Raw genomic sequence first — 12,599 nt, 5'->3', positions numbered from 1 at the left:
TCCTCTCCTTATCGTTTGAAAACGCGGCGGAACGGCGCATCGTTGCCGTCCAGCCCCCGACCCGCCGGGAGCCCGATCAGATCGCGCAGCAGCGGGGCGACATCGACATTGTCGAACGGCGCCAGCCGCACCCCCGACCGAAATGCGGGGCCCTGCGCGATGAACAGCGCGGCCATGGCGGGATCGGCATTGTCATAGCCATGGGTGCCCTTGGCAAAGGGGGCGTCGGGCCGCTTGGCCTGGATCAGCCAGCCGGTCTGGGCGAGGCAGAAATAGGGCGGGATGCGCGGGTTGCGACCATAATGGAAACGCGCGGGCATCGCCGGGCTGCGCCAGCAATCGGCATGATCGTGATGGCCGAGCAACCGCCGCTCCAGCGCGGCCTCGTGCCCCGGCACCGCGCGGAAGGTCGCATAGGGACCGTCCTCGGTCATCACCGCATCGGCGGGATCGACCAGCATATCCTCGGTCACGATCCGGTCGCTGGAGGTCGCGGCCATGCCGTGATCGGCGACGACGACCAGATTGGCGGGCTGGCCCAGTTCGGCCAGCCCGGCCAGCAGGCGGCCGATCGCCTCGTCCACCTTGCCGACCGCCGCGTTCACCTGCGGCGAGTCGGGGCCGGCGTCGTGGCCCGCGCTGTCCACTTCGTCGAAATACAGCGTCAGGAACTGCGGGCGGCTGGCCGCCGGGCGACGCAGCCAGTCGATGATCGAATCGACTCGCTGGCGGTCGGTCACGTTCTGGTTGAACTGCTGCCAGTCGTGCGGACGCATGCCGCCCGTCACGGTGCCGCCATAGTCGCCGGGGTGGAAGGTGCCGCCCCAGGCGACGTTCGATCCCGGCCAGAACATGGTGGCGGTGGGAATCCCGGCCTTTTCGGCGGTGATCCAGATCGGCTCGGCGGTATTCCACCAATAGGGCTGGTCCGAGGCCATGGTGAAGCGCGCGTCGGGATGGGCCGGATCGGTGAAGCCGTTGGCGACGATCCCGTGGCGATCGGGCACCAGCCCGGTGACCAGCGTCCAGTGATTGGGGAAGGTCTTGGACGGGAAGGAGGGGCGCATCGATGCGCTGACTCCCTCGGCCGCCAGCCGCGACAGGTTCGGGGTCAGCCCGCGCGTCAGATAATCGGGGCGGAAGCCGTCGATCGATACCAGGATCGTGACCGGCGCGCGCGCCGCGACCGCATCGGCGGCGGGGCGGGGCGTCGCCGCCCCCGCGTTTGCCGCGCTCTCGCCGATCGGGGGCAATGCGGGCGGCGTATAGGGGTAGGCACAACCGGCCAGGAGGGTCAGGGCCAGGGCGGCGAGGGGGAGTCGGGTCACGGAGCGGCTATCCTTTCAGGCCAGCCGATAGCGTCGTCCTGTGACACTGGCGAGGCCCGTCGGCAGGATCGCGCTTGCCCGGCCAGTCAGTCCAGCGGGAAGAAGTGGCGCACCTCCGGCGCGGCATGGCGAAGCAGGACCCGCAGCCGTTCGGCGGCTTCGGCGGGATGATCGCCGGGCAGCCCCGCCATCGCCCAGTCGCCGAAGGTCGGCGTGTCGGTCCGGCGGTCGTCGAGGACCTGGATGTCGGTGTGGCGCGGATCGCGCCGGATCCGCTCGAACGCATCGCCGACGCTGTCGACGGGGCCCTCGATCAACTGGAGATAGCGGCCCCGCTCGATCCAGAGGATGCCCGAAATGCCGTCCATGCCGTTGTTGCGGCGCGAGACGCGCAATATGGCCAGGTGGTCCGACCGGCCATCCTCGCCCACGGCCTGGCTGCTATAGATGATACGCCGGAACGAACTAACCTGGATCATAATGGGCTTCTAGGTCCTCCGGCGCGCGCTGCAAAGCGGCAATGCGCCGGGCGGCCGGAGCCGACCGGCGCATAATGGGTCAGACGTTGAAGCGGAACAGCATCACGTCGCCGTCCTGCACGACATATTCCTTGCCCTCGGCGCGCAGCTTGCCCGCGTCGCGGGCGCCCGCCTCGCCCTTGAAGGCGATATAGTCGGCAAAGGCGATGGTTTCGGCGCGGATGAAGCCGCGTTCGAAATCGCTGTGAATCTCGCCCGCCGCATTGGGCGCCTTGGCGCCGCGATGGACGGTCCAGGCGCGCGCCTCCTTGGGGCCGACCGTGAAGAAGGTCAGCAGGTCGAGCAGCGCGTAACCGGCGCGGATCACGCGGGCGAGGCCGGTTTCGGACAGGCCCAGCTCGGACAGGAACTCGCCGCGATCCTCCGCGGGCATGGTCGCGATGTCGGCCTCGATCGCGGCCGACACGACGACCGCCTGCGCGCCCTCGGCGGCGGCCTTTTCGAAGACGCGCGCCGAATGGGCATTGCCGTTGGCGGCGTTCGATTCCTCGACATTGCAGACATAGAGGACGGGCTTGGCGGTCAGCAGCTGCGCCTGCGAGAACACGCGCGCCTCTTCCTCATCCTTGGGCACGGTCAGCCGCGCGGGCTTGCCGTCGCGCAGCAACTCCAGCGTCTGGCCCAGGACCGAGGCGGCGATCTTGGCCTCCTTGTCGCCCTGCTGCCCCTTCTTGATGAAGGCGGGCACGCGCTTTTCCAGGCTTTCGAGGTCGGAGAGCATCAGCTCGGTCTCGACCGTCTCGGCATCGGCGATGGGGTCGACCTTGCCCTCGACATGGGTCACGTCGCCGTCCTCGAAGCAGCGCAGGACATGGACGATCGCGTCAACCTCGCGGATATTGCCCAGGAACTGATTGCCCAGGCCTTCGCCCTTGGACGCGCCGCGCACCAGCCCGGCAATGTCGACAAAGGCGAGCTGCGTCTCGATGATCTTGGCGGAACCGGCGACCTCGGCCAGCTGGTACAGGCGCGGATCGGGGACCGCGACGTTGCCGACATTCGGCTCGATCGTGCAGAACGGATAATTGGCGGCCTGCGCCGCCGCCGTTTCGGTCAGCGCGTTGAAGAGGGTGGACTTGCCGACATTCGGCAGGCCGACGATGCCGCAGCGGAAACCCATGCGTCGCTTATCCTACAGGAAGGGGAAAGCGTCCCTCTAGCGACGATGGGGATATTTCTCAACCGAGCGCTTCTCCCATGCTCCGTTCAGCCCGAGCGAAGTCGAAGGCCAAGGGATGACGGTTGGGCGGGGCGCCATTGTCGGATGTTCCAGCGTGGCCTTCGACTTCGCTCAGGCTGAACGGACTGGGGGAAGGGGTTATGGGGTCAGGCGATCCCGACCATCATCGCGGCGGCCCAGGCGAGCAGCATCACGCCCAGCGCCCCCGAAAACCCCATCAGCACCAGGCCCAGATAGTGCAGCATAGGCGGATTGGCGCGCTGCGCCTTCTTGTTCCGGCCCAGGCCCGACAGCACGAAGCTCGCCAACATGCCGAAGGTGAAGACAGCGAATTCGATCATCGGGAATAACGTCCGGGATAGGGGGTGCGATCGATATCCCCCTTAACCGAGATAAGTTAACGGCACGATACCGGCGCGGCGAAGCGCCCGCTTTCATCGATGAAGCGCGGGAACCTTTCGCCCTGTCGCGGGTGCGGCGCGGATCGTCGCGCGCGGCGGATCAGCGATAGTTGAAGCTGACGCTGATCCGCTCGCCCTTGGCGCCGTTGGGCACGACCTCGTGCCGCAGCCAGCTTTCCCACAGCAGCACCGTTCCCGGCTGGGGCGTGGCGGTGGCGAAGGTGGACAGGTCGTCGGGCGCATCGGCACGGCGCGGCGGGGCGGCCATCAGCATCGACAGCCGCGGATCCTCCAGCTTCAGCGCGCCCGATCCCTGGGGCATGGCGACATAGAGCGTGCCCGACACGACCGAGTGCGGATGGATATGCGCCGAATGATGCCCGCCGGGTTTCAGGACATTGACCCACAGGCTGTCCAGCTTCAGCTTGCGCCCGCCCAGGTCGAAGGCGCATTCCTCGGCGAAGCGCGCGACATGGCGGTCGAGCTTCTTGCGCAGGTCCGCGAAGACCGGATCGCGGATCGGCAGGTCGTTGAGCGAGGCATAGCTGGTATAGCCGCGATAGCCATGCTCCTTCGACCAGCGCCGCCCGGCGCGGTCGTCCTCGGCCAACGCCCAGCAGCTCTGCTCGATCTCCTCCAGCAGATCGGCATCGTCCAGCTGGCCCTCATAGAGAAGCGAGGCGAAGAGGCGGCGCACGCTCATGCCGGATCTCCCAGGCGCAGCGCGATGTCGTTGACGAAGCGGACATCGTCCCCTTCGGCCAGCCAGCGCGCCTCCGCCGCCAGCGCGCCGAGCAGGTCGGACAGCGGCTCGATCTCCGCCTTGGCGTAATTGCCCAGCACATGGCCGGTCACGCGGTCCTTGTGTCCCGGATGGCCGATGCCGAGCCGGACGCGGCGGAAGTCGGGCCCCAGATGCTGGTCGATCGAGCGCAGTCCGTTATGCCCCGCCGTGCCGCCGCCGGTCTTCACCTTCACGCGGAAGGGGGCGAGGTCGAGTTCGTCGTGGAAGACGGTCAGCGCCTCCACCCCCAGCTTATAGAAGCGCAGCGCGTCGCCGACGCTGCGCCCGCTCTCGTTCATGAAGGTCGCGGGCTTGAGCAGCAGGATCTTCTGCCCGCCGATGCGGCCTTCCTGGGTCCAGCCCTGGAACTGCTTCTTCACGGGGCCGAAATCATGCACCTCGGCGATGGCGTCCATCGCCATGAAGCCGACATTGTGGCGGTGCATCGCATATTGCGGCCCCGGATTGCCCAACCCGGCCCAGACCTGCATGTGATATTCCTTATTCGCTTGGTTGGCAGGGCCCTAGCACCGGGGGCTTCGGGTTTCCAATGCGGTGAGGGTAATGGGGGCGTGGGCTTCGACTTCGCTCAGCCTGAACGAGGTTTGGGTAATCCTGCCGCACTATCAACAGCCGTTCAGGCTGAGCGAAGTCGAAGCCCAAGGGAATCCCCCTCAGATCAACCCCTGCGCCCGCAGACTCACATGCCCCGAGGTGCCGATGATCAGATGGTCGTGCACCGTGATCCCCAGCCGCTTGCCCGCCTCCGCGATGGCGCGGGTCACGTCGATATCGGCGCGGCTGGGCGAGGGGTCGCCGCTGGGATGGTTGTGCACCAGGATCAGCGCCGCCGATCCGAAGTCGATCGCGCGGCGAATCACCTCGCGGATATAGACCGGCGCCTGGTCGATCGAACCCTGTCCCATCAGCTCGTCGCGGATCAGCATGTTACGCGTGTTGAGGTGCAGCACCCGGAACCGCTCGACCCCGTGATGCGCCATGTCGGCATGGAGATAGTCGAGCAGCGCCTGCCAGTTGGACAGGACCGGGCGCTTCGCCGCCTCCACCTGCACCAGCCGCAGCGCACAGGCCTGCGCGATCTTGAGCGCCGCCGCAGCCGTCTCACCCACCCCGTCGACGCGCCGCAGGGCATTGGGATCGGCGGTCAGCACCCCGCCTATGTCATGGAATTCGCGCAACAGCGCCTTGGCGATCGGTTTGGTGTCGCGGCGGGGGATGGCGGTCATCAGCAGATATTCGATCAGTTCATGGTCGAGCAATCCGCCACCGCCCAACAACCGGTCGCGCAGTCGCGCACGGTGTCCGGCATGGTCATTCGGCTGATCCCGCTCGTCCCCGCCGCCACCGTCGCCCATGGTCCGCTTCCCCCTTTGCCGGAAAGCATAAGGGCGGCGCGGGGAACTGTCGCCGGGCTTCGTGCGATTGCGTGCGGCGCGACCATAGGGTTATGACACAGGTCAAGACGGAAGGAGTGGCATCGGGGTGGAGGGCGCGAACGAGGAAGTCGGCACCCCCGAAAGCCCGATCCGGCGCTTCCGTCGCCTCCAGCGTATCCTGATCGCCATCGCGCTGCTGATCCTGGTCGCGCTGATCGCGCTGTGGCTGGAGCGCAAGCCGCTCGCCGGGGGTTTCATCGATCGCGAACTGGCGCGGCGCGGCGTTCCTGCGCGCTACAAAATTTCCGACTTGGGGACGGGACGGCAAAGGCTGACCGATGTGGTGATCGGCGATCCGCGCGATCCCGACCTGGTCGCCGACTGGCTGGAGACGCGGACCCGGCTGACCCTGTCCGGCCCCGAGGTGACGGGGGTGCGGGCCGGTCGGGTGCGGTTGCACGGGCGTCTGGTCGGCGGACGGATCACGCTGGGCGCGCTGGACAAGCTGATGGGGCCGTCCTCGGGCAAGCCCTTTGCGCTCCCCGCGCTGGATGTCGTGGTCGATGATGGCGGCATCCGGCTCGACACGCCGCATGGGCCGGTGGGGATCAGCCTGTCGGGGCGGGGGGTGTTGAGCGACGGTTTCACCGGGCATCTGGCGGCGGTGGCGCCCCGGCTGGTGATGGGCGATTGCGTCGCCACGGGGCTTGCCGCGCCGCTGCGCGTACGGGTGGTGCGCGAGCAGCCGACGCTGACGGGGCCGCTGCGGCTCGGCAATCTGCGCTGCGGCGAGGTGGCGGTGGCCGATCTGGCGGCGCGGGTCGATGTGACCTTCGGCGCGGCGCTCGATCGGTGGCAGGGGCGTGCCACGGTGGGCAGCGGCGCGATCCGCCATCCCGTCATGGCCGCCGCCGCGATCGAAGGACAGCTCGATTTCACCGGCACGCCCAAGGGCACGCATGGCCGGATGCAGCTGGCCGCGCGCAACGTCGTCGCGCAACCGGGCCGTGCCGGGCGGGCGACGATCGCCGGACAATATCTGGTCGGCCCCGCCACCCGCTTCGACGGCCGGATGACGCTGGGGGACGCACAGCTGTCGCCCGCCATGCTGGCGCGGGTCGGGCAATGGGGCGCGGCCGCCGCCGGAACCCCGGTCGGCCCGGTGGCGAGCGCCATGGCCGAGGCCGTGCGGCGCGGCGGGCGGCGATTCGCCGCCGACGTCGCGCTGGCGATCGACAGCGACAAGGGGCCGCGCGGCCCCGGCTTTGCGGTGCGGGTGCCGCGCCTGTCGCTCGCCTCGGCCAGTGGCGGGCGGCTGGCCTTCGCGGATGGCGCGGGGCTGACCTATGACGCGCGGGGGCTGCGGCTCGACACCCGGCTGGCGATGCGCGGAGGCGGCCTGCCCGGCCTGCGCGCCACCTTGCGACAGGATGCACCGGGCGCGCCGATGCGCGGCACCGCCGAGCTGGCGCGTTACGACGCGGGTGGTGCCAGCCTGGCGCTCGACCGGCTGGTGTTCCAGGCGGCGATGAATGGCGAGACGCAGATCACGACACGCGCCATGCTGTCCGGGCCGATCAGCGGCGGCCGGATCGACAATCTGGTCCTGCCCATCACCGCCAACTGGGATGGCGGGCGGCGCTTGCGGGTCAATCCGAGCTGCCAGCCGCTGGCGATCGACCGGCTGGCGCTGTCGGGGCTCCGGCTGGAGCGGGTCGCGACGACGCTTTGCCCGCTCGACGGCGCGCTGGTCCGTCTCGACGGTGGGCGGATCGGCGGCGGGGCGCAACTGGGGCCGACAAGGCTCGCCGGGCGGATCGGGAGCAGCCCGCTGGCGCTGTCGGCGGCGGCGACCCGTTTCGCGCTGGCGGATCGCAGCTTCACGCTGACCGGCGTCGAGAGCCGCATCGGCCGCCCCGAATCGCCGACCCGGATCGACGCGGCGAGCCTGTCGGGCCGGATCACGCCGGAAGGAATCGCGGGCCAGTTCACCGGCGGTAGCGGCCAGGTCGGGCAGGTGCCGCTGCTGCTGGGGCAGGCCGATGGCACGTGGCGGCTGGCCAAGGGCGTACTGACCCTGAACGGCGGGTTGCAGGTGAGCGATGCCCGCGCCGATTCGCCGCGCTTCCTGCCGATGGCGGCGCGGGACGTGACGCTGACGCTGACGCTGGCGGGCAGCCGGATCGATGCGAAGGGCGGGCTGTTCGAGCCCACCAGGAATGTGAAGGTCGCCGATGTCGCCATCACCCATGCGCTCGATCGGGGCGCGGGCTCGGCCGAGCTGGTGGTGCCGGGGCTGACCTTTACCAAGGAGTTCCAGCCCGAATTGCTGACCCCCGTCACCAAGGGCGTGATCGAGGATGTGCGAGGCGAGATGTCCGGTCAGGGGCGGATCGCCTGGGATGCCGATGGCGTCCGCTCGACCGGCGATTTCGGCACCGAGGGCATCGACCTCGCCGCCGCGCTCGGCCCCGTCACCGGGATTGCGGGCAAGATCCATTTCACCGACCTGCTGGCGCTGGAAAGCGCGCCGGGCCAGGTGGTGACGATCCGCACGATCAATCCCGGCATCCAGGTGACGAACGGCACCGTCCGCTACCAGACGCTGTCGGGCACGCGCATCCGGGTGGAGAGCGGCAACTGGCCCTTTGCGGGCGGCACGCTGACGCTCGACCCGACGCTGCTCGATTTCTCGCAGCCGGTGGAGCGGCGGATGACCTTCCACGTCAAGGGCGCGGCGGCCGACCAGTTCCTGCTCCAGTTCGATTTCCAGAATCTCAACGCCACCGGCATCTTCGACGGCGAACTGCCGATGGTCTTCGACGAGCGCGGCGGGCGGATCGAGGGCGGGCGGCTAGTCGTCCGGCCGGGCGGGGGCAGCATCGCCTATCTGGGGGCGGTCAGCCAGAAGGATCTGGGGCTTTGGGGCAATCTGGCCTTCGGGGCGCTTCGCTCGCTCAACTATCGTTCGCTCCGGATCGACATGAACGGGCCGCTGGCGGGCGAGATGGTGACCGATGTCCGCTTCGCCGGGATCAGCCAGGGCAAGGGCGCCAAGTCGAACTTCCTGATCCGGCGGCTGCAGAAGCTGCCCTTCGTGTTCAACGTGCGGATCAAGGCGCCCTTTCGCGGGCTGCTCGATTCGGCGCAGTCCTTCTACGACCCGCGCCGCCTGATCCAGCGGAACCTGCCCGCGCTGCTGGAGGAACAGAATAAGCGCACCGCGCCGCCCCCCGCCCCGGCCGCCGGAACCCCCATTCAGCGCAGCGCAAGCGAGACCGTGCCATGACCGTAACAGGATTGAAAATGCAGGACAGAATGCCGATCTTGGGGATGACGCGATGGATGCCGGTCGCGCTGGTCCTGGCGAGCGGGGGATGTGTGAACATTTCCGCGCCGGACAAGCCGATCGAGATCAATCTCAACATCAATGTGACGCAGGAAGTGGTATATCGCCTGGACGGCGAGGCCAAATCGCTGATCCAGCAGAATCCGGGGATATTCTGATCATGAAGACCAAGGCGGTGATGATGGTGGCGGCAGCGGTCGCGCTGATCGGCATTTCGGGCGTGGCGATCGCGCAACGCGATCCCGCCTATGCCGCCGCGCGCGCCGAGGGATTGGTCGGCGAGCAGCCCGACGGCTATCTGGGCATCGTCGGCGCCGCGACCCCCGCGCTGCGCACGCTGGTCAACAGCATCAATATCCAGCGCAAGGCGGCCTATACCCAGAAGGCGCAGGCCAGCGGCGCGACCGTCGAGCAGATGGCCTTTACCAGCGGCTGCAACCTGATCGCGCAGACCGCCAGCGGCGAGAAGTACAAGACGCCCGAGGGCGTGTGGAAGACGCGCACCGCGGCGGCGCCCGAGCGGGCACCGGCCTGCGTTTAAGCTCCTTTCTTACTCCCCTCCCGCAGGCGGGAGGGGCTGGGGGAGGGGAGTCCGGTTGCGGTCAGGCGATCGGTTTGAGGGGAGGGGGGGGCGAAGTCCCGTATCTTCAAAGGCATTGCCCGACGATAGCGCCAGCCCTCCCCCGACCCCTCCCGCCTGCGGGAGGGGGGAAGAAGGGGGGCTCCCCATGGGGCGGAGAAGAACCGGCCCGCGAATCGGGCGGTCCTGTCGCTCCTCGGCAACAATCCTTAACGCATCTGTCACAACGCCCACCCCAGGCGGTTGACTTGGGGGGAGGGCCTTTCTAAACGGGCCTCGCCTTGGCGGGGTCGCTCGCCGTTCGCGCGCATTCTCCCCTTCGGTGACGAAAACAGGTGAGGGTGGCTGCGTGGCGGAGAAAGAGCCCGGACAGGACTTTGGCGATGCGGACGATCCGCGTCTGGCCGCGCTGGACAAGCGACTGGCACAGGCACGCGCGGAGGGCGCATCGCGGCAGGGGGTGAAGGTGGATGCCGACAGGGGATATTCCCAGGGCAGCCGCGTCATCTCCGCGCTGATCGGAAGTCTTGTGGGCAGTGCGTTGATCGGCTGGCTTTTCGACCGCTGGTTCGGCACCGCACCCTGGGCCCTGATCGTGATGCTGTTCCTGGGGATCGGCGTGGCGTTCAGGCAGATCATTCGGATTTCTGGCGAACGCCCGGAGTAACCGGGCGTTCGTCATATGTGGGAACGAAGCAGCGTGGCGGCAGAATCGGGCGGCAAGATTGATCCGATGCACCAGTTCCTGATCGAGCCGGTGCTCGGTCGGCATTGGGTGGTCGGCGGCTACGACCTTTCCTTCACCAATTCCGCTCTGTGGATGGTGGCGACGTTGGTCGCGCTGTGGATCTTCATGATCGGCGGGATGAAGCGCGATCTGGTCCCCGGTCGCTGGCAGGCGGCGGTCGAGGGCTTCACCGGCTTCGTCAATTCGATGCTGACGTCGAATATCGGGCCGGAGGGCAAGCGCTTCCTGCCTTATGTCTTCTCGCTGTTCATGTTCATCCTGTTCGCCAACGTGCTGGGCCTGCTGCCCTTCGGCGTGGTGCCGGGTGTCCATCCCTTCACCGTGACCAGCCATGTGACCGTGACCGGCGTGCTCGCGCTGATCTCGTTCGCGATCGTGCTGATCGTCGGCTTCGGTCGCCATGGTTTCCACTTCTTCGCGCTGTTCGTGCCGCACGGCACGCCGGTCCCGATGATCCCGCTGATCTTCGTGGTCGAGCTGATGAGCTTCCTGGTGCGCCCCTTCTCGCTGGGTCTGCGACTGTTCGTCGCGATGACCGCGGGGCACATCCTGCTGAAGGTTCTCGCCGCCTTCGTCATCAACGGCATCAACATGGGCCCGGGCTATGCCGCGCTCATCACCCTGCCGAGCTTCCTGCTGATGATCGGCATCACGCTTCTCGAACTGCTGGTCGCCGCGATCCAGGCCTATGTCTTCGCGCTGCTGACCTCGGTTTACCTGAACGACGCCGTCAACCTGCACTGATCCGGGAAGCCGGACCGGGCGGGTGGCCGCGACGCACGACTTGAATACCCAAACGACCCTTTTTGAACTGGAGTGATTGAAATGGACGCAGAAGCCGCGAAGCTGATCGGTGCCGGTCTGGCCGCTATCGGGCATGGGCATCGCCTCGCTCGGCGTGGGCAACGTGTTCGCCAAGTTCCTCGAAGGCGCGCTGCGCAATCCGGGTGCGGCGGACAGCCAGCAGGGCCGCCTCTTCATCGGTTTCGCCGGTGCCGAGCTTCTGGGCCTGCTCGCCTTCGTGACGATGATCATCCTGGTGTTCGTCGCCTAATCATTCGGATCGGCCGGGCGTGTCGGTGACGATGCGCCCGGTTGATATGGCAACGAGGACTCCATGCCCCAGATAGCACAGATCAGTGCGACCTATGCGTCGCAGATCTTCTGGCTCCTGATCACCTTCGGCCTGCTCTATTTCGTGGTCGGTCGTGGGATGGTGCCCAAGATTCAGGCGACCGTCGACGCTCGCGAAGCCCGTATCGCCGGCGATCTGGCGGCGGCGGAGGCCGCGCGTGCCGAGGCCGACCGGGTCGAGGCGGCATGGCGGGCCGAGATGGACGCCGCGCGCACCGCCGCGATGGCGGAAACCAACGCCGCCAAGGCGCGGGCCACCCATGCCTTCGAGGCGCAGGTCAAGGCGGCCGATGCCGACCTGGCCGAGCGGCTGGGTCATCACGACCTGGCGATCGCCAATGCCAAGGCCGAGGCGATGGCCAATCTTCAGTCCGTGGCGGCCGAGGCCGCGCGCGATCTCGTCGCCAAGCTGTCCGGCGTCCATGTGGGCGAGGATGCGGCGGCCGACGCGGTGCGAAAGGTGAGCGCGCATGGCTAATCATTCCGCGAACGGCGCGCTGACCAACGCCGACGCGCTGGTCGCGCAGAACCTGGCCGATGCGGCCTCGGCCGAGGGCATGGCCCCCCAGCCGATCCGCGAGGGCGATGGCCTGACCGCGAACACGGTCGCGCCCGCCGAGGGCGAGCATCACGCCGCCAGCCCCACCGCGCTGGGTTTCGATTCGACCGGCTGGGTGGCGCTCGCCGCTCTGGTCGTGTTGATCGGGATGCTGGTGAAGAAGGTGCCCGCGATGATCGGTCGTTCGCTCGACCAGAAGATCGCCGGCATCCGCGCCCAGCTCGACGAAGCGAACAAGCTGCGTCAGGAAGCCGAAACGCTGAAGGCCGAATATGAGGCCAAGGCCAAGGCGGCCCATGCCGATGCCGAGGCGATGCGCGTCCAGGCGCAGCATGAGGCGGGTCAGCTGCTCAGCAAGGCCAAGGCCGATGCCGAGGCGCTGATGGAGCGTCGCGCCAAGATGGCCGAGGACAAGATCGCGGCCGCCGAGCGCACCGCGCTGGCCGAGGTCCGCGCCCGCGCCGCCGAGGCCGCGGCCAAGGCCGCCGGTCTGCTGATCGCCGAGCATCACTCGGTCGAGGCCGACCGGGCGATGATTGACCGCTCGATTGCAGGGCTCGGCCGCCCGAACTGATCGGCGCCAGGGCCAGTGACAGGACC

Annotated in this window: 14 protein-coding genes and 1 pseudogene; 8 read left to right on the top strand and 7 right to left on the bottom strand. The window is 68.1% G+C overall.

From position 1 onward, the window contains the following. Positions 1 to 8 precede the first annotated feature (8 nt). From QE363_RS16835 to radC, 7 genes are all read right to left on the bottom strand, one after another. Positions 9 to 1,328: an ectonucleotide pyrophosphatase/phosphodiesterase gene (locus QE363_RS16835; protein WP_309697115.1), complete on the bottom strand. Its 1,320-nt coding sequence runs from the start codon at positions 1,326 to 1,328 to the stop codon at positions 9 to 11. An 86-nt stretch (positions 1,329 to 1,414) separates the two neighbouring features. Then, entirely contained in the window at positions 1,415 to 1,807 is a 393-nt protein-coding gene (locus QE363_RS16830; protein ID WP_309697113.1) for a BLUF domain-containing protein, read from the bottom strand. A 79-nt stretch (positions 1,808 to 1,886) separates the two neighbouring features. Then, positions 1,887 to 2,987: a redox-regulated ATPase YchF gene (gene ychF, locus QE363_RS16825; RefSeq protein ID WP_307100547.1), complete on the bottom strand. Its 1,101-nt coding sequence runs from the start codon at positions 2,985 to 2,987 to the stop codon at positions 1,887 to 1,889. Positions 2,988 to 3,193: 206 nt separating this feature from the next. Next, positions 3,194 to 3,388, bottom strand: coding sequence for a hypothetical protein (locus QE363_RS16820; RefSeq protein ID WP_307100545.1), 195 nt, complete (start codon positions 3,386 to 3,388; stop codon positions 3,194 to 3,196). Between the two features lie 160 nt (positions 3,389 to 3,548). Further along, the gene (locus tag QE363_RS16815) at positions 3,549 to 4,151 is read right to left on the bottom strand and encodes a TIGR02466 family protein (RefSeq protein WP_309697111.1); all 603 of its coding nucleotides are present in this window, start codon (positions 4,149 to 4,151) and stop codon (positions 3,549 to 3,551) included. Further along, positions 4,148 to 4,723, bottom strand: coding sequence for an aminoacyl-tRNA hydrolase (gene pth, locus QE363_RS16810; protein WP_307100542.1), 576 nt, complete (start codon positions 4,721 to 4,723; stop codon positions 4,148 to 4,150). The genes QE363_RS16815 and pth overlap by 4 nt, the downstream gene beginning before the upstream one ends. Positions 4,724 to 4,906: 183 nt before the next feature. Continuing rightward, the gene (gene radC / locus QE363_RS16805; RefSeq protein ID WP_307100540.1) at positions 4,907 to 5,608 is read right to left on the bottom strand and encodes a DNA repair protein RadC; all 702 of its coding nucleotides are present in this window, start codon (positions 5,606 to 5,608) and stop codon (positions 4,907 to 4,909) included. Positions 5,609 to 5,735: 127 nt separating this feature from the next. Between radC and QE363_RS16800 the strand changes: the two genes are divergently transcribed. The 8 genes and pseudogenes from QE363_RS16800 to QE363_RS16765 all read left to right on the top strand — a co-directional run bounded on the left by QE363_RS16800 (position 5,736) and on the right by QE363_RS16765 (position 12,573). Continuing rightward, positions 5,736 to 8,918, top strand: a complete 3,183-nt coding sequence (locus QE363_RS16800) for a YdbH domain-containing protein (protein WP_309697108.1) — start codon at positions 5,736 to 5,738, stop codon at positions 8,916 to 8,918. A gap of 29 nt (positions 8,919 to 8,947) precedes the next feature. Continuing rightward, positions 8,948 to 9,136, top strand: coding sequence for a YnbE family lipoprotein (locus QE363_RS16795; protein WP_307100536.1), 189 nt, complete (start codon positions 8,948 to 8,950; stop codon positions 9,134 to 9,136). A gap of 2 nt (positions 9,137 to 9,138) precedes the next feature. Next, positions 9,139 to 9,519 (top strand): YdbL family protein, encoded by a 381-nt coding sequence (locus QE363_RS16790; protein ID WP_309697106.1) that lies wholly within the window; start codon positions 9,139 to 9,141, stop codon positions 9,517 to 9,519. A gap of 388 nt (positions 9,520 to 9,907) precedes the next feature. Further along, positions 9,908 to 10,225, top strand: coding sequence for an AtpZ/AtpI family protein (locus QE363_RS16785; RefSeq protein ID WP_307100533.1), 318 nt, complete (start codon positions 9,908 to 9,910; stop codon positions 10,223 to 10,225). A 33-nt stretch (positions 10,226 to 10,258) separates the two neighbouring features. Continuing rightward, a complete protein-coding gene (locus QE363_RS16780; RefSeq protein WP_309697103.1) occupies positions 10,259 to 11,050 on the top strand; it encodes a F0F1 ATP synthase subunit A in 792 nt (263 codons plus the stop codon). A gap of 81 nt (positions 11,051 to 11,131) precedes the next feature. After that, a pseudogene (locus QE363_RS16775) lies at positions 11,132 to 11,360 on the top strand (F0F1 ATP synthase subunit C). A gap of 63 nt (positions 11,361 to 11,423) precedes the next feature. After that, positions 11,424 to 11,918 (top strand): ATPase, encoded by a 495-nt coding sequence (locus tag QE363_RS16770; protein ID WP_261269959.1) that lies wholly within the window; start codon positions 11,424 to 11,426, stop codon positions 11,916 to 11,918. After that, the gene (locus QE363_RS16765) at positions 11,911 to 12,573 is read left to right on the top strand and encodes a hypothetical protein (protein ID WP_309697099.1); all 663 of its coding nucleotides are present in this window, start codon (positions 11,911 to 11,913) and stop codon (positions 12,571 to 12,573) included. The genes QE363_RS16770 and QE363_RS16765 overlap by 8 nt, the downstream gene beginning before the upstream one ends. The last annotated feature ends 26 nt before the right edge of the window (positions 12,574 to 12,599 follow it).

This window comes from Sphingomonas sp. SORGH_AS_0870 (genome assembly GCF_031453175.1).
Taxonomy (GTDB): domain Bacteria; phylum Pseudomonadota; class Alphaproteobacteria; order Sphingomonadales; family Sphingomonadaceae; genus Sphingomonas.
This window is presented reverse-complemented; position numbering and strand designations above follow the sequence as displayed.

Coding starts and splice junctions, on each gene's coding strand:
- QE363_RS16820 (WP_307100545.1), bottom strand. CDS start 3,388: ATGATCGAATTCGCTGTCTTCACCTTCGGCATGTTGGCGAGCTTCGTG.
- radC (WP_307100540.1), bottom strand. CDS start 5,608: ATGGGCGACGGTGGCGGCGGGGACGAGCGGGATCAGCCGAATGACCAT.
- QE363_RS16815 (WP_309697111.1), bottom strand. CDS start 4,151: ATGAGCGTGCGCCGCCTCTTCGCCTCGCTTCTCTATGAGGGCCAGCTG.
- pth (WP_307100542.1), bottom strand. CDS start 4,723: ATGCAGGTCTGGGCCGGGTTGGGCAATCCGGGGCCGCAATATGCGATG.
- QE363_RS16765 (WP_309697099.1), top strand. CDS start 11,911: ATGGCTAATCATTCCGCGAACGGCGCGCTGACCAACGCCGACGCGCTG.
- QE363_RS16770 (WP_261269959.1), top strand. CDS start 11,424: ATGCCCCAGATAGCACAGATCAGTGCGACCTATGCGTCGCAGATCTTC.
- QE363_RS16795 (WP_307100536.1), top strand. CDS start 8,948: ATGCCGATCTTGGGGATGACGCGATGGATGCCGGTCGCGCTGGTCCTG.
- QE363_RS16830 (WP_309697113.1), bottom strand. CDS start 1,807: ATGATCCAGGTTAGTTCGTTCCGGCGTATCATCTATAGCAGCCAGGCC.
- ychF (WP_307100547.1), bottom strand. CDS start 2,987: ATGGGTTTCCGCTGCGGCATCGTCGGCCTGCCGAATGTCGGCAAGTCC.
- QE363_RS16790 (WP_309697106.1), top strand. CDS start 9,139: ATGAAGACCAAGGCGGTGATGATGGTGGCGGCAGCGGTCGCGCTGATC.